Origin of the sequence: Solidesulfovibrio carbinoliphilus subsp. oakridgensis, from assembly GCF_000177215.2 — a bacterium.
Classification (GTDB): Bacteria; Desulfobacterota; Desulfovibrionia; order Desulfovibrionales; family Desulfovibrionaceae; genus Solidesulfovibrio; species Solidesulfovibrio carbinoliphilus.
The window spans coordinates 779,124-802,039 of record NZ_CM001368.1 but is presented as its reverse complement, the minus strand read 5'-3'; the positions used below and the strand labels follow the sequence as shown (position 1 = coordinate 802,039).

12 protein-coding genes and 1 tRNA gene are annotated in these 22,916 nt (G+C 64.4%); 12 read left to right on the top strand and 1 reads right to left on the bottom strand.

The features are described 5' to 3' along the window. Positions 1-8 precede the first annotated feature (8 nt). Positions 9-587, bottom strand: coding sequence for an SRPBCC family protein (locus tag DFW101_RS03485; RefSeq protein WP_083838472.1), 579 nt, complete (start codon positions 585-587; stop codon positions 9-11). Positions 588-703: 116 nt separating this feature from the next. Between DFW101_RS03485 and DFW101_RS03480 the strand changes: the two genes are divergently transcribed. The 12 genes from DFW101_RS03480 to ldhH all read left to right on the top strand — a co-directional run bounded on the left by DFW101_RS03480 (position 704) and on the right by ldhH (position 22,845). Next, positions 704-797, top strand: a tRNA-Sec gene (locus tag DFW101_RS03480). A 449-nt stretch (positions 798-1,246) separates the two neighbouring features. Further along, entirely contained in the window at positions 1,247-3,160 is a 1,914-nt protein-coding gene (locus DFW101_RS03475) for an autotransporter outer membrane beta-barrel domain-containing protein (protein ID WP_009180145.1), read from the top strand. An 87-nt stretch (positions 3,161-3,247) separates the two neighbouring features. Next, positions 3,248-6,661 (top strand): PAS domain S-box protein, encoded by a 3,414-nt coding sequence (locus tag DFW101_RS03470; protein WP_009180144.1) that lies wholly within the window; start codon positions 3,248-3,250, stop codon positions 6,659-6,661. Further along, positions 6,658-8,076 carry a sigma-54-dependent transcriptional regulator gene (locus DFW101_RS03465; protein ID WP_009180143.1) on the top strand — a complete coding sequence of 473 codons (1,419 nt, stop codon included), beginning with the start codon at positions 6,658-6,660 and terminating at the stop codon, positions 8,074-8,076. The genes DFW101_RS03470 and DFW101_RS03465 overlap by 4 nt, the downstream gene beginning before the upstream one ends. 529 nt (positions 8,077-8,605) lie before the next feature. Next, a complete protein-coding gene (nifJ, locus tag DFW101_RS03460; RefSeq protein ID WP_009180142.1) occupies positions 8,606-12,259 on the top strand; it encodes a pyruvate:ferredoxin (flavodoxin) oxidoreductase in 3,654 nt (1,217 codons plus the stop codon). Between the two features lie 21 nt (positions 12,260-12,280). Next, positions 12,281-13,660 (top strand): FAD-binding oxidoreductase, encoded by a 1,380-nt coding sequence (locus DFW101_RS03455; protein ID WP_009180141.1) that lies wholly within the window; start codon positions 12,281-12,283, stop codon positions 13,658-13,660. Position 13,661: 1 nt separating this feature from the next. After that, a complete protein-coding gene (locus DFW101_RS03450; protein ID WP_009180140.1) occupies positions 13,662-14,966 on the top strand; it encodes a (Fe-S)-binding protein in 1,305 nt (434 codons plus the stop codon). A gap of 36 nt (positions 14,967-15,002) precedes the next feature. Continuing rightward, the gene (locus DFW101_RS03445) at positions 15,003-17,111 is read left to right on the top strand and encodes an acetate--CoA ligase family protein (protein ID WP_009180139.1); all 2,109 of its coding nucleotides are present in this window, start codon (positions 15,003-15,005) and stop codon (positions 17,109-17,111) included. A gap of 24 nt (positions 17,112-17,135) precedes the next feature. Beyond that, a complete protein-coding gene (locus DFW101_RS03440) occupies positions 17,136-18,200 on the top strand; it encodes a phosphotransacetylase family protein (RefSeq protein WP_009180138.1) in 1,065 nt (354 codons plus the stop codon). A gap of 141 nt (positions 18,201-18,341) precedes the next feature. Further along, complete coding sequence (locus tag DFW101_RS03435; RefSeq protein WP_009180137.1) at positions 18,342-19,976, top strand: L-lactate permease; 1,635 nt, start codon at positions 18,342-18,344, stop codon at positions 19,974-19,976. 82 nt (positions 19,977-20,058) lie between these two features. Beyond that, the gene (locus DFW101_RS03430) at positions 20,059-20,685 is read left to right on the top strand and encodes a LutC/YkgG family protein (RefSeq protein WP_009180136.1); all 627 of its coding nucleotides are present in this window, start codon (positions 20,059-20,061) and stop codon (positions 20,683-20,685) included. Continuing rightward, positions 20,686-22,845, top strand: coding sequence for an L-lactate dehydrogenase (quinone) large subunit LdhH (gene ldhH, locus DFW101_RS03425; RefSeq protein WP_009180135.1), 2,160 nt, complete (start codon positions 20,686-20,688; stop codon positions 22,843-22,845). It begins immediately after the preceding gene. Positions 22,846-22,916 lie beyond the last annotated feature (71 nt).

Below are 22,916 nucleotides of genomic sequence, written 5' to 3'. Positions count from 1 at the left end.
AAAAACGCCTATTGGCGTTGGCCCTGGCCCTCCGCCGGGAGGGCGGGCTCTTTTTCCACGATGCAGCAGCCGGCTCCAAGCCGCCGGGCCAGGCCGTGGGCCCCCCACTCCATGATCTTGCCGTGGTTCCAACAGACCAGCGGCCGGGCCAGCCGGGAAAGGACGGACAGCCACGGGGCCGTGACCCGGACCCGCCATTCGTGCCGGGCCTCGGTCAGGCCGCCTCGGGCGGCAAACCGCCAAACGCCGGTGCCGGCCACATCTCCGGAGGCCACGGCCTCGATGGTCCGGAAGGGTTCGACGTGGACGATCCGGATGTCCGTGGTCAGCCGGTAGGGGAAAACACCCTTCCAGACGAACCGCCGCCGGTCGTCCGGCAGGGGGCCGTCCGTGCCGTCCTTGTCCAGTTCGATGGCCGTTTCCAGGCCCGGCCACCACTCCGGCCAGCGGGACGGCTCGGTCAGTGCCTGCCAGACATCGGGAAGGCTCGCGCCGATGCGCCAAATGGTGACCAGATCGAAACGGACCATGGGATCGCCTCTGCTGCCGTGCACGCCTGCGGCCAGGGCCGGCGGTGGTTTCACCATGATGGCACGGGTCCTGCGTTGCGGCCAGTTTTTTTCCGGCCGGAGAACTTGTTGTTGTGCGCCAGGACCGCATTGAAAAGCGCGCGGAAACAGGCTAGAAGCGTTCCCTTGCCTGCGGAAGCGTTTCGTCACCGGTGTGGCGCCTGGACTTCAAATCCAGTGTGCGGTCGAGAGGTCGCAGGTAGGTTCGACTCCTATACGCTTCCGCCATCATTGAATATTTGTCTATTTGCCGACGTTTTTTCACCCCGCCGATCCCCCGTCTTTCGATTTTTTGATCCAACATTGTTCCACTTCCTCTCGGCGAAAGGGGTTGAAACGGAAATGTCCACGGGACAAGCTCATGACCATCGCGCCTGGTGGCGCCGTTTCCTCTCGAATATTTTCGCCCGAAAGGATTTGCTCCAAGAAAGCCTTTGCGGCGGCCAGGAAAAAGGCTAATTGCCAAGAGGCCCCCATAGCGGCTTGATGAGAGCCTTTTCCAACAGGCCGAGCCACCCCGTCTGCTTGATGATGCACTGTCTCGTTGCCCGTGAAGCGGGAGATTGCGGGCGTCATCTTTTTGTCGCCGTCTCTAACGGAAGAAAGGCAGGAAAGCCACAGACCAGTGCCACTCTAACGAGGGATCACTTTCGTGGCGTGAACCCGGGATTACCAGCATGACCAAGGTGCAACTCTTTGCTCTATCGGCCGCATTGCTCGCCATAACCACCCTGAGCACTCCCGGCCCGGTCTACGCCACCGGGGTGTTCAACCAGTTCGTCGGGATGGGCGACAGCACCATTGATTCCGGGTATTTCGTTTATCATTCGACGGGGAACGCGTCCCTCGACGCGATGGTCGCTTCGGCCATCGCAAATGGCGCGGCCGGCGGCTGGGCAGGGCCCGGGGTCATGACCTCCACCTTTTTGGGGGCAAGGTTTGGCCTCTCCGCCGCGCCGGTCGGCGGCGGCGGAACAAACTACGCCAACGGCGCCGCCTATACGGCCCCCTTGAGCGCCACGGCCGGAGGCGCTGCCGCCCCAGGCAGCTTGACCGGAAACGTGGCCACGATCCAGCAGGTGACGAACTACGTCGCCTCCGTGGGGGGCGTGGCCAATCCCAACGCCCTGTATATCGTCAGCAGCGGCAACAACGATCTGATCTTCGCCCAGAACCAGGGCACGGCCTGGATCGCCGCCAACCCCAACTTCCTAAGCGGCCTGGCGGCCCAGTTCGCGGCCAGCGTGGCGAGCCTGCAGGCGGCCGGGGCCCGCACCATCATGGTCCCCAATACGTTCTACACCTCGACGTTGACCAGTACGGGCGGCCTCCTTCCGGCAAGCAATGCCGACGACTACCTGCGGGCCGTCGCCTACGGAAACAACAAGTGGGCGGACCTGTCGGCGGCAGGCGTGCGTTTCATTCCCGCCGACCTGACCAGCGTGTTCCGGTTCGTGTCGATCAATCCCACCCTGTTCGGGTTCACCCCGTCCTCGGTGCTGTCGGCCAACGCCCCGTCCTCGGTCCCCGCCTTGCTCACCTCCTGGGCCGACATCACCCCGGTCCAGTTGCAGACGTACCTGTTCGTCGACGGCCACCACCTGACCACGGCCGGCCAGCGGATCGAGGCGGATTACGAGGCCAGCCTGCTGACCGCGCCAGCCCTGATGTCCCTGCTGCCGGAAGCCGCGGTGCAGGGCGGCCTGGCCCGCGCAGCCACCATCCAGGGGCAGATCGACCTGTCCGGGCAGCACCGCGGGCCAAACGGCGTCAACGTCTGGGTCAGCGGCGGGATCAGTTCCCTGACGCTGCAAAATTTTTCGGGCTTCCCCGATGTTGCCGGCACCCCGCTGACAGGCTCGGCGGGCGCCGATTACCAGTTCCCTTTCGGGCTCGTCCTCGGCGCGGCCTTCACGGCCGGGACGCAGACCCAGGATTTCTCCATGGGCGGCGGCCACTTCGACCAGAATGACCAGGCGGTAAGCCTCTACACCGCCTACCGGGCCGGGCCGGTCTGGGGCAACGCGGTCGGGTCCGTGGGCTGGTATCAGGACAAGATCGAGCGCCCGGTCGCCCTCGGCCTCTACACCGACCAAAACAGCGCCAGCACCACCGGCCAGTCCCTGGCCCTGGCCCTGCGGGCCGGCGGCGACATCGCCCTCGGGCCGGTGACCACCGGGCCGGTGGCCGGTCTGGTGCTGCAGCAAGTGCGCTTAAAGGGCTTTACCGAGGCCGGCGCCAGCGGCGTCACAGCCCTGTCCTTTGGCGGCCAGACCCGCGATTCCGCTGTCAGCCAGCTCGGCTGGCGCGCCATGGTGGATATCGGCAGGTGGCAGCCTTTTGCCGAAGCCAAATGGAACCACGAACTGGTCAACCAGGACCGCAAGGTCAAGGCCGCCCTCACCTCGACCCCGGCCACGCCGTACAGCCTGGACGCCGCCCCGGTGGCCAAGGATTGGGCCGGCGCCTCGTTTGGCACCTCCTATAAAATAAACGACCAAATGATGATCAAAGCCACGGGTTTGGCGTCATTTGCCAATCCGCAACGGGTCAGCTACGGCGGCGAGTTGGGTGTGAACGTCAGCTTCTAGAGGGTATTGACTTCCCCCCGGCCGTGACAAATTCTTGCCCAAAGACCCGGGCCGGCGTCGGCCTCCACCTTTTTCCCGCGAGTACCCATGGGCCCAAGGCTTTTCGCATGGCTTTTTCTCCTGGCCTGCCTCCTGCCCCACCCTGCCTGGGCGGCGGAGAAGGTCAGGAAGAACGTCCTGTATTTCAACTCCTACCAGAACGGCTACCAGTGGTCCGACGAGATCCTGGCCGGCATCCGTGCGGGACTGGAGAAATCCGACTTCAACGTGGACCTGCAAATCGAGTACATGGACTCGAAAAAGTACACGGATCCCACGCTGCGCGGCATGCTCCACGACTTTTACCGCCTCAAGTACCGCAACACCCGTTTTGACGTCATCCTGGCCTCGGACAACTACGCCTTCGAGTTCCTGCGCCAATACCAGGACGAACTGTTTCCCGGCACGCCTCTCGTCTTTTGCGGGGTCAACGACTTCCACCCCGAGTGGCTGGCCGGGCATCCGAACTTCACCGGGGTCCTCGAGGAGCCGGACATCCGCGAGACCCTGGAGCTGGCCCTGCGCTTCCACCCGGACCGCCGCCGCCTGATCGTGTTCGGCGATTCCTCGGTCACGGGACTGGCCATCAGCAACCAGTTGCGGGCCGTGGAGCCTGCCTTCGCCGGCCGGCTGCATTTCGAATACCAGGACAACCTGGCCCTGGCGCAGATCCTCGACACCGTGCGCGGTCTGCCGGACGATGCCATGATCTTCCTGATCCCCTTTTACAAGGATACCCAGAAGGACGTCTATTCGGTCAACGAGGTCCTGGCCGCCATCCGGGCCAATTCCGACGTGCCCATCTACAGCGCCTGGCAGTTCATGCTCGGCCACGGCATCGTCGGCGGCAGGCTGCACAGCGGCATCGAGGAAGGACGCCTCGTGGCCGACATGGCCGAAAAGATCCTCCGCGGCACGCCCGTGGCCGACCTGCCCATCGTCACCCAAACCAACGACACCTACATCTTCGATTTCAAAGAGATGGTGCGCCTTGGCATCACCTCCGACAAGCTGCCCTCGGGCTTTACCCTCATAAACGAACCCTACCCCTTCTACCACATCAACATCGCGGTCTTCTGGACCATCATCGTAAGCTTTCTCATCCTCTGCTACGTCATGGTCCTGCTCGTGACCAACATCCTGCGACGCAAATCCGTGGAGGAGAAGATCAAGGACCAGCTGTCCTTCCTGGAAACCCTCGTCAACACCATCCCCATCCCCATCTACTACAAGGACGGGGCTGGCGCGTATCGGGGCTGCAACACCGCCTTTCGCCGCTGGTGCGGCGTAACGGGCGAGCATCCGCCCATCGAGGGCTGCGGCGGGATGGACGACGCCCCCCTGTCCTGGTCCCTGGACGTGGAAGACGCCGGGCTCTTGCGCGAGCCCGGCGTGCGGGTCGGCGAAACCGAGATCCTGGACGCGGACAACACCTCCCACTCGGTCATCCTCCACCGGGCGGTCTATGAAAGCGCCAAGGGCGAGATCGCGGGCCTGGTCGGGGTGCTCTACGACGTGTCGGAACTCAAGCGGGCCGCCGAGAAGCTGCGACTGGCCGAAGAGAAATATCGCGGCATCTTCGAGAATTCGGCGCTTGGCATCTTCCGCATGACCCCGGACGGCCGGGCCGTGGACGTCAATCCGGCCTTGCTCGCCATGCTCGGGGTCGAGGACCTAGACACCCTGGCCGAACGCCGGGGCGACCTGCTCGACGTGCTCTTTTCCAACCGGGCCCGGTTCGAGGCGCTCATCGGCTCGGCCGTGGACGAGGACGCCACGGTCAAATTCGAAACCCGCTTCGTCCGCCCGGACGCCCGGCTCGTCACGGCCAACATCAACATGCGCCTGGTGGCCGACCGGGACGGCTACCTCGCCTACGTCGAAGGCGTGGTCGAGGACGTGACCAAGCGCCACGAGGCCGAGCGGGCCCTGCGCGAATCCCAGGAGATGCTGCGCCTGGTGCTCGACAACATCCCCCAGCTCGTCTCCTGGAAGGACAAGGCCCTGCGCTACATCGGCGCCAACCGGGCCTTTATCGAGTTTTTCGGCTTCGCCGACCTGGATGACCTCATGGGCCGGGACGACTACGCCCTGCCCCTGCGCCAGGAGGACATGGACGCGGTCAGGGCCACGGACGTCGACGTCATGCGCAACAACCGGACGGTGTCCGGGGAGCTGGCCGCCCGAAATGTCCGGGGCGCGGACGTGCTTCTGGAAATCAAAAAGGTACCCCTCCACGACGACCGGGGGGCGGTGGTCGGCGTCCTGTCCACGGCCGAGGACGTGACCCAGAAGGTGAGCCTCGAGCGCCAACTTCTCCAATCCCAGAAGATGGAGGCCATCGGCACCCTGGCCGGCGGCATCGCCCACGACTTCAACAACATCCTGACCTCCATCATCAACTCCGCCGAACTGGCCCTCATGGACCTGCCGCCCGACGAACCCATCGAGGACGACATGCGCCGGGTGCTGCGGGCCGGGGAGCGCGGCAGCCGGCTGGTCAAGCAGATCCTGTCCTTCACCCGTCCGTCCCAGGCGGGATTCGCGGCCATAAACGTGGTCGACGTGGTCAGCGAGGCGGCCGGGCTCATCAAGGCCTCCATGCCGCGCAACATCAAGATCGTGGTGGACACCCCGGAAACCGCCGTCACCTGCCGGGCCGACCCGACCCAGCTCCACCAGATCGTCATGAACCTGTGCACCAACGCCTTCCAGGCCATGCGCGAGACCGGCGGCGTCCTGACCCTGGCCCTGGCCGAGGACGAACTGGACGAAACCCTGGCCGGGATCGTCGGCGTCCGGGCCGGCCGCCATGCCCGGCTCTCCATCGTGGACACGGGCCCGGGCATCCCGCCGGAAATCATGGACAAGATCTTTGACCCGTTTTTCACCACCAAGCAGAAAGGCGAGGGCACCGGCCTTGGCCTGGCCGTGGTGCGCGGCATCGTCAAGGGCCACCGCGGGGCCGTGCGGGTGGTCAGCCAGCCCGGCAGCCGCACCGGGTTCGATGTCTTTCTGCCGCTCCTGGCCGACGCCGACGCCCCGGCGGCCTTGCCCGCGGCCTCGGCCAACCGGGGACGCGACCGCATCCTTTTCGTCGAGGACGACGAGGACCAGCTCCTGACCATCCCCCGCGTCCTGGCCCAGCTCGGCCACGAGGTCTCGGCCCACGGCGGCGGAGCTTCGGCCCTGGCCCGGCTGGCCGCCGACCCGGACGCCTTCGACGTCTGCATCACCGACTTCGACATGCCGGACCTAAACGGCCTGGAACTGGCCGGCAAGATCGCGGCCGTAGCCCCCCGCCTGCCCGTCATCCTGGTTTCCGGCCGCCTCGGCGACGTCGAGGAGCGGGAGATGGTCGGCAACATCCGCAAAATCGTGCTCAAGCCCTACAACCAGGCGATCATCTCCGCGGCCATCCGCGAGGTGCTCGACGCCAAGCCCCAGACCAAAGCCGCATGAAATCCGTCTGCATCATCGACGACGACCCGGAAGTCCGCGACACCATTTTGAGCCTCACGCGCAAGATGCGCCTGACCAGCGACGCCGCCGGCACACTGGCCGCCGGCATGGACCTCCTGTCCCGGGAGAGCTTCGACGTCGTCTTTCTCGACGTCCGCCTCCCGGACGGCAACGGCCTGGCCGCCCTGCCCGGCATCAAGCGCCTGCCCGACGCCCCGGAAGTGATCATCCTGACCGGCATCGGCGATCCGGACGGCGCGGAACTGGCCATCCAGGAAGGGGTGTGGGACTATCTGGTCAAGCCGTCGCCCATCAAGCAGATCATGCTGACCCTCAAACGGGCCCTGCGCTATCGCGAGGAGCGGCGCTGCGACCGGGCCCCGGTCTCCCTGTCCCTGGCCGGGTGCGTGACGGTCAGCCCCCGCATGCAGCCCTGCCTCGACCAGGTGGCCCACGCCGCCTGGTCCAACGCCGCGGTCCTCGTCACCGGCGAGACCGGCACGGGCAAGGAACTTTTCGCCCGGCTCATCCACGCCAACAGTTCCCGGTCCAAGGGGGCGTTCGTCACAGTGGACTGCGCCTCGCTGACGGAAACGCTGGTCGAGAGCACGCTTTTCGGCCACCGGAAAGGGGCCTTTACCGGGGCCGACGCCGACCGGGTCGGGCTGGTGCAACTGGCCGACGGGGGCACACTTTTCCTCGACGAGGTGGGCGAGATGCCGCTCTCCCTGCAAAAGACCTTCTTGCGGGTGCTCCACGAAAAGACCTTTCGCCCGGTCGGAGCCATCCAGGAGCACAAAAGCGATTTCCGGTTGATCGCGGCCACCAACCGCAACCTCGAGGCCATGGTCGAGGACGGCCAGTTCCGTCGCGATCTGTATTTCCGCCTGAAGACCATCGGACTGCCCCTGCCGCCGCTGCGCGCCCGCCCCGAAGACATAAAACCCCTGACCCTGTCCTTCGTGGACGGCCTTTGCGCCGAATACAACCTGCCGCCCAAGGGGTTTGACGCGGAATTTCTGACCATGCTCGAGGCCTACGACTGGCCGGGCAACGTGCGGGAGCTGCGAAACGTGCTGGAACGGGCCTTTCTGGCCTCGGGCCGCGAAAAGACCCTCTACAGCATGCACCTGCCCCAGGACCTGCGCATCAAGGTGACCAAATCGACCCTGGAACGGGGGCTGCAACCTCCTGAGAACTCCAAGGACCCGGTCGTGGCCGAGGTGCCTCTCTCTCCCCTGCCCATCGGCCGCCAGGCCCTCAAGGACTTCAAGGAAGGGATGGAACGCCGCTACTTCGAAGGCCTCCTGCGTGAGCAGGGCCGGGACGTGGCCGCCATGATCGACATCTCCGGCCTTTCCCGGTCCCATTTTTACGCCCTGCTGAAAAAAAACGGTCTGGCCATTCCGGACTGATTTCCTTTTCTCCCGCCTTTCGGCCCTCCGCCCCCTAAAAAACATCCGCCGGCCTGACCATCGGATTCTTTTTTTTCCCTTCGGTTCTCACGGAAGGGGCGAACCGGCCCCCGGCCGCCCGGCGCCTGGAATACGGCCCTTCGAAACCCTTTGCGCCAAATTTTCACGTGCCATGAAAACCGGTCTGTGGCAGGCTGCAACAGAAACCCGTCTTCGGACACCGGCCTTGCGAATCCGGCCGCTTTGTCCGATTTTTCAGACAGAAAAGGACTGTCTGAAAATCCGGACAGGCCGAGGGACTCGGGAATCTCTTTACGAACCCATATATATCACGGTATTAGCACTGAAAATGGCATCCGGAAAACCGGAGGGCCATCCCGCACCCGGGCCTGGAGTCGATTTTCCTGATTCGCAACTCACCGAATTTCTATTGTCTTTTTACGAGTGGCACGAGGATTGCCTTAGGAGAAAGCGTCGACCCCGGCCTTTCTCTGTTCGGTCGAACGACAACTTTTAAGGAGACTTGAGCATGGCCAAGAAGATGAAAAGCATGGACGGCAACACCGCCACCACGCACGTCGCCTACGCGCTGAGCGACACGGCGGCCATTTATCCCATCACCCCCTCGTCCACCATGGGCGAGATCGCGGACGAATGGGCGGCCAAAGGACTGAAAAACATCTTCGGCCAGATCCTGACCATCCGTGAGATGCAGTCCGAAGCCGGCGCGGCCGGCGCGGTCCACGGGTCCCTCGCTGCCGGAGCCCTCACCACCACCTTCACCGCCTCCCAGGGTCTGCTGCTGATGATCCCCAACATGTTCAAGATCGCCGGCGAACTGCTCCCGGCCGTCTTCCACGTGTCGGCCCGGGCTATCGCCACCCACGCCCTGTCGATCTTCGGCGACCACTCCGACGTCATGGCCGCCCGGTCCACGGGCTTTGCCATGCTTGCCTCGGCCTCGGTCCAGGAATGCATGGACCTGGCCCTGGTCACCCACCTGGCCGCGGTCGAGGGCAGCGTCCCTTTCATCCACTTTTTCGACGGCTTCCGCACCTCCCACGAGATTCAGAAGATCGAAACCATCGACTACGAGGACATGAAGAGCCTGGTCAACGTCGAGAAGATCGCGGCCTTCCGGGCCCGGGCCATGAACCCCGAACACCCGGACCTTCGCGGCACGGCCCAGAACCCGGACATCTTCTTCCAGGGCCGCGAGCGCTCCAACCCCTACTATCAGGTCCTGCCCGGCATCGTGTCCGCCATGATGGACAAGGTCAGCGCCCTGACCGGCCGGCCCTACAAGCTTTTCGACTACGTGGGCGCCCCGGACGCCACCCGGGTCATCGTGTCCATGGGCTCCTCGTGCGAAACCGTCGAGGAAGTGGTCAACTACCTGACCGCCAAGGGTGAGAAGGTCGGCCTTGTCAAGGTGCGGCTCTATCGCCCCTTTGCCCCGGACTATCTCTTCAAGGTCCTGCCGGCCTCGGCCGAGGTGGTGACCGTCCTTGACCGCTGCAAGGAGCCGGGAAGCCTCGGCGATCCGCTTTACGAAGACGTGTGCGCGGCCTTTATCGAGCGCGGCGGCTCCATTCCCAAGCTCATGACCGGCCGCTACGGCCTCGGATCCAAGGAATTCAGGCCCGGGATGGCCAAGGCCATTTTCGACAACATGGCCGCCGCCGCGCCCAAGCGCCACTTCGTGGTCGGCATCACCGACGACGTTTCCGGCGCCTCCCTGCCCATGGGCGGCCCCCTGCCCACGGTTCCCGAAGGGACCGTCCAGTGCAAGTTCTGGGGATTCGGTTCCGACGGCACGGTCGGGGCCAACAAGTCGGCCATCAAGATCATCGGCGACAACACCGACCTCTACGCCCAGGGCTACTTCGCCTACGACTCGAAAAAATCCGGCGGCATCACCGTCTCGCACCTGCGTTTCGGCAAAAAGCCCATCCAGTCCACGTACCTGGTTGACGCGGCCGACTACATCGCCTGCCACAAGCCGAGCTACGTCCACATCTACGACATCCTGGAAGGCGTGAAGGACGGCGGCACCTTTGTGCTGAATTCCTCCTGGGGCACGGCCGAGGAACTGGAAAAGAACCTGCCCGGCCACATACTGCGCACCATTGCCGACAAAAAGCTCAAGGTCTACAACATCGACGCCGTGGCCATCGGGGCCAAAGTCGGCCTTGGCGCCCGCATCAACATGATTATGCAGACGGCCTTTTTCAAACTGGCCGGCGTCCTGCCCATCGAGGAAGCCATCAGCCTGCTCAAGGACTCCATCAAGAAGACCTACGGCAACAAGGGCGAGAAGATCGTCAAGATGAACATGGACGCCGTGGACATGGCCATGGAAGGCCTGGTCGAGATCACGGTGCCGGCCTCCTGGGCCAGCGCCGTCGACACTCCGGCCCCCGCGGTTGACGAGCCCGAATACTACAACAAGGTCATCCGCCCGATCCTGGCCCAGAAGGGCGACGAGATGCCGGTGTCGGCCTTTGCCGAGAACGGCTCCTTCCCGGCCGCCACCTCCCGGTACGAAAAACGCGGCGTGGCCATCAACATCCCGCACTGGATCAAGGAAAACTGCATCCAGTGCAACCAGTGTTCGCTGGTGTGCCCCCACGCCACCATCCGTCCCTTCCTGGCCGACGAGGCCGAGATGGCCGGCGCGCCCGCGAGCTACGACACCCTGCCGGCCAGCGGCAAGGAGCTCAAGGGCTTGGCTTACCGCATGCAGGTTTTCCCCATGGACTGCATGGGTTGCGGCTCCTGCGCCGATGTCTGCCCGGCCAAGCAGAAGGCGCTGGTCATGAAGCCCCTCGAAACCGAGGTGGCCGAACAGAACGCCAACAACGCCTTTGCCATGTCGCTTAAAAACAAGGCCGCGCTGGTCAAGCGCGAGAACCTGAAAGGCAGCCAGTTCCAGCAGCCGTTGCTCGAGTTCTCGGGCGCCTGCGCCGGTTGCGGCGAGACCCCCTACGTCAAGCTCATCACCCAGCTCTTCGGCGAACGGATGATGGTAGCCAACGCCACGGGTTGCACCTCCATCTGGGGCGGCTCCGCGCCCACCTCGCCCTATGCCGTCAATGCCGAGGGCTTCGGCCCGGCCTGGAACAACTCCCTCTTTGAGGACGCGGCCGAATTCGGTTTCGGCTACAACATGGCCCTCAAGCAACGCCGGGACAAGCTGGCCGACAAGGTCAAGGCCGCCCTGGCCGAGGAGCTGTCCGACGAGGCCCGGGTGGCCCTGGCCGGTTGGCTGGAGGGCAAAGACGACGCCGCCCGCTCCCGCGAGTTCGGGGACAAGATGAAGGCGCTCATCGCCAAAAAAGACCCGGCCATGGCCGACATCGCGGCCGATGCCGACATCTTCACCAAGAAATCGGTGTGGATCTTCGGCGGCGACGGCTGGGCCTACGACATCGGCTACGGCGGCCTCGACCACGTCATCGCCTCGGGCGAGGACGTCAACATCCTGGTCGTGGACACCGAAGTCTATTCCAACACCGGCGGCCAGGCCTCCAAGTCCACGCCGCTCGGCGCCATCGCCAAGTTCGCCTCGGCCGGCAAGGTCACGGGCAAAAAGGACCTGGGCCGCATGGCCATGACCTACGGCTACGTTTACGTGGCCTCCATCGCCATGGGCGCGGACAAGAACCAGACCCTCAAAGCCCTGATCGAAGCCGAAGCCTATCCCGGACCGTCCATCGTCATCGCCTACGCTCCCTGCATCAACCAGGGCATCAGAAAGGGCATGGGCAAGTCCATGGAAGAGAGCAAGCTGGCCGTCGAAGCCGGCTACTGGCCGCTGTACCGTTTCAACCCGGCGCAAAAGGCCGAGGGCAAGAATCCGTTGACCATCGACTCCAAGGCCCCGACCGGCGATCTCGCTGCCTTCCTGTCCGGCGAAGTCCGCTACTCGGCCCTCGAAAAGATGGCTCCCGAAATGTCCAAGAAATACCGGGCCGAGATGGACGCCGCCTACAAGGAACGCTTCCGACAGCTGCAATACCTGGCCGCCATGCCCGGCAATGGCTCGGCCGTGAACGAGGACGCCGCAGGCGGACAGATGCCGCGCGAGACGGACGACGGGCATTGCATCGTGCCGGCCTACGCCGAGAACGACCGCCCCGACACCGCCCACGACTGCAACGAAGGCCGTGACGGCAAATAAGCACTAACGCGAGAGGAAAAAATGGATAACCACCTGTCCCAGAAGTTCGAGGAAATCGTCGGCAAGGACAACGTCCTGGCCAGCGAGGTGGACCGACACGCCTATTCCTACGATGCGGCGGTCCTGCCGCCCAAACTCCCGGCCCTGGCCGTTCGCCCCGAGACGCCCGAAGCCCTGGGACGGGTGGTGAAAACCTGCAACGAGCTGGGTCTGCCGCTGACCGTACGCGGCTCCGGCACGAACCTCTCCGGCGGCACCATCCCCTCCGTGGGGGGGGTGGTCGCTCTGACCGGAGCCCTCAACAAGATCATCGAGATCAACGAAGCCGACATGTACGCCGTGGTCCAGACCGGCGTGGTAACGGCAAAATTCGCGGCCGAAGTGGCCAAGCGCGGCCTTTTCTACCCGCCCGATCCGGGCAGCCAGGCCGTGTCCACCATCGGCGGCAACGTGGCGGAAAACGCCGGCGGCCTGCGCGGCCTGAAATACGGGGTCACCAAGGACTACGTCATGGGCATGAGCCTTTATGACGTGGACGGCGAGCTGGTCAAAACCGGGTCGCGCACCGTCAAGTGCGTCACCGGCATGAACCTGCACGGCCTCATGGTCGGCTCCGAAGGCACCCTTGGCGTCTTCAACGAGATCATCCTGAAGCTCGTGCCCCCGCCCAAGGCCAGCAAGGCCATGATGGCCATCTTCGACGACCTGGGCAAAGCCTCCGAGACCGTGGCCGCCATCATCGCGGCCAAAATCGTGCCCGCCACCCTCGAATACATGGACGACTTCACCATCAAGACCGTGGAGGACTTCGCCCACGCCGGACTGCCGACCGACGCCAAGGCCCTGCTCTTGATCGAAGTGGACGGCCATCCGGCCCAGGTCGAGGACGAGGCGGCCGAGGTCGAGGCCATATGCCGCCGCGTCGGCGCCACCCGCATCCAGGTGGCCAAGGACGCGGCCGAGCGCAACAAGGTCTGGGAGGCCCGCCGGGCCGCCCTGTCCGCCCTGGCCCGGGTCCGCCCGACCACGGTACTCGAGGACGCGACCGTCCCCCGTTCCCGGATCCCGGCCATGGTCGGGGCCCTGGAAAAGATCGCGGCCAAGTACCGGCTCACCATCGGCACCTTCGGCCATGCCGGCGACGGCAACCTGCACCCGACCATCCTCACGGACAAACGGGATCATGAGGAATTCAAGCGGGTCGAGGCGGCCATCGACGAGATCTTCGACGTGGCCCTGTCCCTTGGCGGTACGCTGTCCGGCGAGCACGGCATCGGCACGGCCAAGTCCAAGTACATGATCAAGGAAGTCGGCAAGGGTTCCATCCTCTACGCCCAAAAGCTTAAAAAGGCCCTGGATCCCAAGGGTATTCTCAATCCCGGCAAGATCACGGGGGAATGACATGAGCGAGATGCAAGAGCTCGTACGGCTTCTCAAGCAGATCGACGACCAGTTGGTGGCCTGCATGCGCTGCGGCATGTGCCAGGCCGTGTGTCCGCTGTACGCCGAAACCGGGCTTGAAGGCCACGTGGCCCGGGGCAAGATCGCCCTGCTCGAATGCCTGGCCGACGAGGTCATAAAGGACCCGGCCGGCGTCAAGGAGCGCCTGGACGCCTGCCTCCTGTGCGGCTCGTGCCAGGCCAACTGCCCGAGCGGCGTCAAGGCCCTGGACATTTTCCTCAAGGCCCGCGCCTTCCTGACCGGCTACTACGGCCTGCCCCCGGTCAAGAAGGCCATTTTCCGGGGACTTCTCAAAAATCCTCGGCTCTTTGACTCGGTCCTGGCCATCGCGGCCAAGTTCCAGGGCATCTTCACCCGGCCGGTCAACGACATGATCGGCTCCTCGTGCTCGCGGGTCTTCTCCGACCTGATCGGGGGCCGCCATTTCGCGCCCCTGGCCGGTACGCCGCTGCACGCGAAGGTGGCGGAACGGGACGCGCCCCGGGGCTTTTCCGGCAAGAAGGTGGCCTTTTTCTACGGCTGCGTGGTGGACAAGATGTTCCCGCGCATCGCCGACGCCGCCCTGACGGTCTTCGACCACCACGGCGTCGGGGTCTACATGCCTCACGGCCAGGCCTGCTGCGGCATCCCGGCCCTGTCCTCCGGCGACCGGGAGACCTTCGAGGCATTGGTGGCCAGCAACATGGCCCTTTTCGGCGACCATGACTTCGACGTGCTGGTGACGCCCTGCGCCACCTGCACCTCGACCATCAAGAAGCTGTGGCCGCTTATGGCCGAGAACCTGCCCGAGACCACCCGGTTCAAGATCCGGGAGCTGGCCGCCAAGGTGAAGGACATAAGCGCCTTTCTGATCCAGGACGTGGGTGTCTCCGCCCTCGCCGGCGCCTCCGGCGGCGACGAGACCACGGTCACCTACCACGATCCCTGCCACCTCAAGAAATCCCTGGGCATATCCGCCGAGCCCAGGGCCCTTATCGCGACCAACCCGCGCTACCGGCTCATCGAGATGGAGGGCGCGGATTCGTGCTGCGGTTCCGGCGGCAGCTTCACCTTGCAGCATTACGACCTTTCCAAGCGGATCGGCAAACGCAAGCGGGACAATATCGTGGCCACGGGTGCCTCCGTGGTGGCCACGAGCTGCCCGGCCTGCATGCTGCAGATAGGCGACATGCTGTCCCAGGCCGGTGACCAGCTGGCCATCCGGCATCCGGTGGAGATCTACGCGGAGACCCTGGCCAGGCGTTAGCCTGGTCGCACCAAAACTGGCGAGCGAGGTAGCCGAATGAGTTTGAAAGACAATATCCAAGCGCTGTTTGCGCCCAAAACCGTAGCCGTCATCGGCGCTTCGGCAGCGCCGGGCAAGGTCGGCCATACGGTGGTCGCCAACATGCAGGATGCGGGGTATACGGGCACGCTTATTCCCGTCAATCCCAAGGCCGACGAAATCCTGGGTCTGCCCGTGACCAAGCGCATCGAGGACCTGCCCGAAGGCCTCGATCTGGCCGTCATCGTTGTCCCGGTCGGCGCGGTGGTGCCGTCCGTGGAGGCGCTGATCGCCAGGAAAGTCAGGTCCGTGATCATCATCACGGCCGGCTTCAAGGAAGTGGGCAAGGAAGGCTACGTCCTGGAGCAAAAGCTTATCGAGCTTTGCACGGCCAACGACGTGGCCATGGTCGGCCCCAACTGCCTGGGTCTTATCAGCACCCAGAACCACAACAACGCCTCCTTCGCCGCCGGCTACCCCAAGGAAGGCTCCATCGCCTTTTTCTCCCAGTCAGGCGCCCTTTGCACCGCCATCCTCGACTGGGCCCTGGGTGAGAACGTGGGCTTTTCGAAGTTCATCTCTCTCGGCAACAAGGCCGTCATCAACGAAGCCAACATGCTGGAGTTTCTCCGCACCGACCCCGACACCAAGGTCATCCTCGGGTACATAGAAAACGTCGAACACGGCGCGGCCTTCATCGAGGAGGCCGCCAAAATTACCCGTGAAAAGCCGGTCATCATGATCAAGTCCGGCACGACCACGGCCGGGGCCAAGGCCGCTTCCTCCCACACCGGCGCCATCGCCGGCTCGGATGCCGCCTACTCCGCCGCCTTCCGCAAGACCGGCGTCATCCGGGCCGAAGACATGGCCACGCTCTTCGACCTGGCCCAGGCCTTCTCCACCCAGCCCCTGCCCGAGGGACCCGGCCTGTGCGTGGTCACCAACTCCGGCGGCCCCGGCATCCTGGCCGCCGACGCCACGGAAAAATCCCAGTTGATCAATATGGCGCGCTTAAGCAACGCCACCATCGACCGCCTGAAGGAATTCCTGCCCCCCTACGCCTCGCTTTACAACCCCATCGACCTGATCGGCGACGCTCCGGCCGAGCGCTACAGGAAGACCCTCGAAGTGGTGGTCGACGATCCCCAGGTCCACTCCATCCTGGTGCTCCTGACCCCGACCGCCTCGGCCGAGATCATGGAAACGGCGCAAGCCATCATCGACGTGGCCAAGACCACCAAAAAGCCCATCTTCGTCAACTACATGGGCGGCATGCGCACCCGTCCCGGCCAACAGATGCTCAACGACGCCGGCATCCCCTGCTCCATCTATCCCGAGCCGCTGATTGCCAGCATCGAAACCATGTACAAGTACTACCTGTGGCGCCAGACCCCGGCCCAGGAGTACCCGACCATCAAGCGCAACCGCCAGAAGGCCAGGCTCGTCATCAACGAGGCCCGGGCCAAGGGCGCGACCGAAGTGGTCGAATTCCAGGCCCAGGAAGTGCTGCGCGCCTACAACCTGCCGACGCCCAACACGGTGCTCGCCCGATCGTCGGACGAGGCCGTGGCCGGAGCCGACAAGATCGGCTATCCGGTGGTCTTAAAGATCGCCTCCCCCCAGATCTCGCACAAATCCGACGTCGGCGGCGTCAAGGTGAACCTGCCCGACGCCGAGGCTGTCCGGAACGCGTTTTTCGACATCACGGCCCGGGCCCAGCGCCTGCGTCCCGAAGCCTACATCGCCGGCTGTCTGGTCCAGGAAATGGCCCCCAAGGGGTGCAAGGAAATCATCATCGGCTTCAAGCGCGACGACCAGTTCGGTCCGCTTCTGATGTTCGGCCTCGGCGGCATCTACGTGGAGATCCTAAAAGACATCGCCTTCCGTCTGGCCCCGCTCGGCCGTGACGACGCCAAGGCCATCATCCGCGAGATCAAGTCCTACATGCTGCTCAAAGGGGTGCGCGGCGAGCCGCCGATCAACTTCCAGGCCATCGAGGACATCCTGCTCACGATGTCCGAACTCTCCCTGGACTTCCCGGAGATCCAGGAGGCAGAGTTCAATCCGGTGCTGGTCAATGCCGAAAAGGCCGTGGTGGCCGACGTGCGCATCACCCTTTCCGCCTAATACGAACCCAGGAGGAACAATCATATGATCGGTCTCTATATCGGGTCCACGCAGGGATTCTCGGGTAAAAACCTCGTCACCCTGGCCCTGGGGCAGCAGTTTCAGCGCGAAGGCCACCGGGTCGGCTACATGAAACCCGTCGGCGCCGTGCCCCACAAGATCGAGAACCAGATCGGCGACGAAGACGCCCATTTCATGCAGCAGGCTTTGGGCCTCTCCGAAACCCCGTCCCTGGTCACGCCCGTGGTCATCACCCGGGACTTCCGCATGCGGGCCTTCCTCGAAGACTGCGCCAACCTCCTGCCCGGCATCGTCGACAGCTACAAGAAGCTATCGGCCGACAAGGACCTGATGCTGGTCGGCGGCTCGGGCAGCTTCCTCTACTCCGGCAAGTACTGCGGCGTGGACGGCATCTCCGTGGCCCAGGCCCTCGGGGCCAAGGTCGTCCTCGTCGACCGCTACCTCCAGGAATACAACTACGACTACCTAGCCGCGGCCAAGGAGGCCCTTGGCGACGACTTGGCCGGCGTCATCCTAAACGACGTGCCCGAACACTTCCGCGAGGAAGCCGAAACGCTCATCACCCCGTTTTTGAAGCGCCGCGGCGTGGACGTGCTCGGTATCATTCCCCACGATCCCATCATGTTCGCGGTCCGGGCCGGCGATCTGGCCCACGGCCTCGGCGGCCGGATGATTTCCTCGGGCGGGCGCACCGACAACCTGGTCGTCAACTTCCTGATCGGCACCATGCAGGTGGAAAACTTCGTCACCTTCTTCAAGCGTCACAAGGACGTCGCCATCCTGTGCGGCGGCGACCGGGCGGACCTGCAGCTGGTGGCCCTCGAAGGCGGCTGCGCCGCGCTCATTCTGACCGGCAACCTCTATCCCAACGACATCATCCTGGCCAAGGCCGAGGACAAGGGCGTGCCGGTCATCGTGGTGCGCGACGACACCTTCACCGTGGCCAAGAAAATGGAGCTCATGCTGACCCGGGAAAAACTGCGCGATAAATCGCGCATCGAGCACGGCACCAAGCTCGTGCAGCAGGCCGTCAACTTGGCGGCCCTCAAAAGGAATCTGGGACTCTAACCACCTTCCGGGGCAACGCGGACCGAGGCGGCCGCGTTGCCCCGGGATACCGGCGAAAGGAGCGCGTTTGGCCTGCACCCGTTGCCGTGCCGCGGGAACGGGAGCGGATGGTTAATTATCAACCCGAAGGAGCGAAAGAACATGACGTGGGTCCAACAGTACCAACCGCTTGGCAGCGTGGGTCTGTCCGCGCTGGTGGCAGGCATTCCGCTGTACATGCTTTTCTACATGCTGGCCGTCAAACGCATGGCCGGCCACAAGGCGGCGTTCGCGGCCACGCTCGCGGCCGTCATCCTGGCCATCGTGGCCTGGGGCATGCCTGTGGGGCTTGCTGTTGACGCCACCCTCTACGGCGCCGCCTTCGGCATCTTCCCCATTGTCTGGATCGTCATCACGGCCATCTGGGTCTACAACATGACCGTCGAGTCCGGCGAGTTCAACATCATCAAGAACTCCCTGGCCCAGATCACCGACGACCGTCGGCTCCAGGCCATCTTCATCGCCTTCGCCTTCGGCTCGTTCATCGAGGGCACGGCCGGCTTTGGCACCCCGGTCGCCATCACCGCGGCCATGCTGGTCGGCCTCGGGTTCAACCCGCTCTACGCCGCCGGTATCTGCCTGATCGCCAACACCGCCCCGGTGGCCTTCGGCGCCATCGGCATCCCCATCGTGGTCGCGGCCAAGGTCACCGACCTCGACATGATGAAGATCAGCGCCATCTGCGGCCGCCAGTTGCCGTTTTTGTCGATCATTGTTCCGCTTTGGATCTCGGTCACCATGTGCGGCTTCAAGCGCACCATGGAAATCCTGCCGGCCGTCATCATTGCCGGCGTCTGCTTCGCCGGTTCCCAGTTCCTGGTTTCCAACTTCGTCGGCCCCTACCTGCCCGACATCATCTCGGCCATCGTCACCATTATTGGCCTCGGCCTGTTCCTCAAGGTCTGGAAACCCAAGCAGACCTGGCACTTCCCGGACGAGGCGCCGGCCTCCCAGCGCGCTGTGGCCTCGGAATTCTCCGGTGGCGAGATCTTCCGCGCCTGGCTTCCCTACATCATCCTGGCCATCATGGTCTTTTTCTGGGGCATCGATTCCTTCAAGGCCATCCTGGACAAGATCTTCTTCATGAAGTTCGAATGGCCGGGCCTGCATAACCTGGTCATGAAGTCCGCCCCCGTCGTGGCCACGGATACCCCGTATCCGGCCGTTTTCAACCTCAACCTGCTGTCCACTCCGGGCACGGCCATCCTGTTTGCCGGTCTGATCTCCATCCTCTTCATGCCTGGCTACGGCTTCGGCAAGGGCTTTGCCTGCCTGATTCGCACCATCAAGCAGCTGCGCTGGCCCATCGCCACCATCGCCATGATCCTGGGCCTGGCCTACATCATGAACTACTCGGGCATGAGCTCGTCCATGGGTCTGGCCTTTGCCGCCACGGGTGCGCTGTTCCCGTTCTTCTCGCCGATCCTTGGCTGGCTGGGCGTGTTCCTGACCGGTTCGGACACCTCGTCCAACGCCCTGTTCGGTTCGCTCCAGAAGACCACGGCCCAGCAGATCGGCGTCGATCCGCACCTGACCGTGGCCGCCAACTCCTCGGGCGGCGTTACCGGCAAGATGATCTCGCCCCAGTCCATCTCCGTGGCCACCGCGGCCTCGAACATGGTTGGCAAGGAAGGCGACATCTTCCGCTTCACCCTGCCCCACTCCCTGGCCATGCTCGGCTTCGTCGCCGTGCTGACCCTGCTCCAGGCCTACGCCCTGAAGTGGATGCTTCCCTAACCCCTGCCCTTCCACGGGTCGGGCGGCCGCGCCCCGGGCGCGGCCGCCCGACCCGCTTCCCAGGTCCGAAAGAGAGGTTTCCATGTCGACTCCAAATCCCCTGGTCGACCGTCTGAAGGAGAAAGCCGGCCTTGTGTCGGCTGATGTCCGTTCCGTGGCCTCCATGGAAGAGGCGCTGGCCTATGTGGCCGACGTCTGCGCCAACAAGGACGCCTGCCAGATCCTCGTCTCCGGGTGCGCGGAGCCGCTGTCCCAAACGGCCGCCACCCTGTGCGAGACCAAGCAGCAAAAAATCATCTGCGCCCCGGCCATGCCCGCCGACGCAGTGGCGAAGCTCCGGAGCCTTTGCGACGAGCGCGGCATCGCCGTCATCACGGACGGCATGCGCGACCGCCTCGGCGGCATCGACATCGCGCTCACCATGGCCGATGCCGGCATCGCCGAAACCGGCACCATCGTCCTTCGTTCCGCCAACGAGGAGGTCCGGCTGGCCACCATGATCGCCGAGACCCACATCGCCATCCTGCCGGCTTCGGTCATCGTGGCCGATTCCTATGATCTCGAGCCGAGGCTCGTCGAGTGGATGCAGCAACCGGACTACACGGCGTTCATCACCGGCCCGAGCCGCACCGCCGACATCGAACGCGTGCTGGCCCTTGGCGTGCACGGCCCGCTCGAACTGCATATCCTCGTGTTGGAGGACAACTAGATGCAAGACGCCTGCACCCTCAAGGAATACCGCAAGCAGCTGCGCGAGGCCCTGGAAAACGACTTTCAGCGCCAGGCCCTGGACAAGTTCGCCGTGGCCTACCGCACTTCCCGGGCCAATGCCTTTGCCGGCATCGACGCTCCGGAGCTGATCGCCGAAATCGCTGCGGCCAAGGACGAGGCCGTGGACCATCTCCAGGAACTCTTCGAGGAGTTCAAGCGACACGCCGAAGCCGCCGGCACCACGGTCCATCTCGCGGCCACGGCCCGCGAGGCCAACGAGATCATCGCCCGGATCGCCAAGGAAAACGGCGTCAAGACCATCGTCAAATCCAAGTCCATGACCGCCGAGGAGACCCACCTCAACCACCACCTCGAGGCCGAGGGCCTGGAAGTGACGGAAACGGACCTCGGCGAATGGATCATTCAGCTGCGCCAGGAAGGCCCGTCCCACATGGTCATGCCGGCCATCCACCTCTCCCGCTACCAGGTGGCCGACCTGTTTACCGAGGTCACCCACAAGCAGCAGGACGTGGACATCCAGAAGCTGGTCAAGGTGGCCCGCCGGGAACTGCGCCCCAAATTCTGCCAGGCCGACATGGGCATCTCCGGCGCCAACTTCGCCATTGCCGCCACCGGCACCATCGGCATCATCACCAACGAGGGCAACGGCCGGCTGACCACCACCCTGCCCCGGGTCCACGTGGCCCTGGCCGGCATCGACAAGCTCGCGCCCACACTCCACGACGCCCTTCGCATCATCAAATGCCTGCCCAAAAACGCCACCGGCCAGGCCATCACCTCCTACGTCACCTGGATCACGGGCGCGGTGCCCACGGCCGTCGGCCCTGGGAGCAAGAAGGTCCACCACGTGGTCTTCCTGGACAACGGCCGCCTGGCCATGGCCAGGGATCCGGAATTCAAGCAGGTGCTGCGCTGCATCCGGTGCGGGGCCTGCGCCAACGTCTGCCCCATCTACCGGGTGGTCGGCGGCCACAAGTACGGCCACGTCTACATCGGGGCCATCGGGCTGGTTGCCACCTACTTCTTCCACGGTCGGGAAAAGGCCAGAAACCTGGTCCAGAACTGCCTCAACTGCGGGGCCTGCAAGGCTGTCTGCGCCGCCGGCATCGACCTGCCGACGCTCATCAAGGAAGTGCACGCCCGCATTCAGGACGAGGAAGGCCATCCGCTCTATTCCTCGGCCACGGGGGCGCTCCTTAAAAACCGCACGCTCTTTCACGCCATGCTCAAGTCCGCGCGTCTGGTGCAAAAGCCCCTCACCGGTGGCACGCCCTATCTGCGCCATCTGCCCATGTTCCTGTTCAAGGACCAGGACTTCCGGGCCCTGCCGGCCATCGCCGACGAGGCCTTCCGGGACCGGTGGGAGAAGATCAGGCCCCGGGTCGAGAACGCCGACCTCAAGGTGGCCCTTTTCTCGGGCTGCGTGCAGGACTTTGTCTATCCCGAGCAGATGGAGGCCGCCGTGGCGGTCATTGCCAGCAAGAAAGGCGTGTCCATGGAGTATCCCATGGGCCAGTCCTGCTGCGGCCTGCCGCTCATGATGATGGGCGAAAAAAAGGCCGGCCGGGAACTGGCCGCCCACAACATGAACGCCATCGACGCCCAGGGCTTCGACTACATCGTCACCCTGTGCGCCTCGTGCGCCTCGTACCTCAAGCACGGCTACAAGCGCCTTTTCAAGGACGACCCGGCCATGGCCTTCAAGGCGGCCCAGTTCGCCCACCGTGTCATGGACTTCAGTTCCTTCGTCCGGGACATCCTCGGCCTGACGGAAGAGTCCTTTGCCGGCCCGTCCAAACAGGTCACCTACCACGCGCCCTGCCACCTGTGCCGGGGACTTGGCGTGACCGAGGCCCCGAGGGCGCTTTTGCGGGACGCGGGCATGGAATACCTGCCGGCCGAGGAAGAGGACGTGTGCTGCGGCTTTGGCGGCACCTTCTCGGTCAAGTTCCCGGAACTGTCCAAGGAACTGCTCCAGAAAAAGATCAACAACCTGAAGGCCACCGGCGCCACGGCCATGGCCACCGACTGTCCGGGCTGCATCATGCAGATCCGGGGCGGCTTCGAACGCGACGGCACCTCCTTCGAGGTCCGTCACGTGGCCGAATATCTGGCCGAGCGCCTGAAGCGCAAATAGCCCCTGCCCAGCTTGCCAAGCACAACGGCCGCGACGTCTGTCGCGGCCGTTCTTTTTGCATCTCCTGGAGC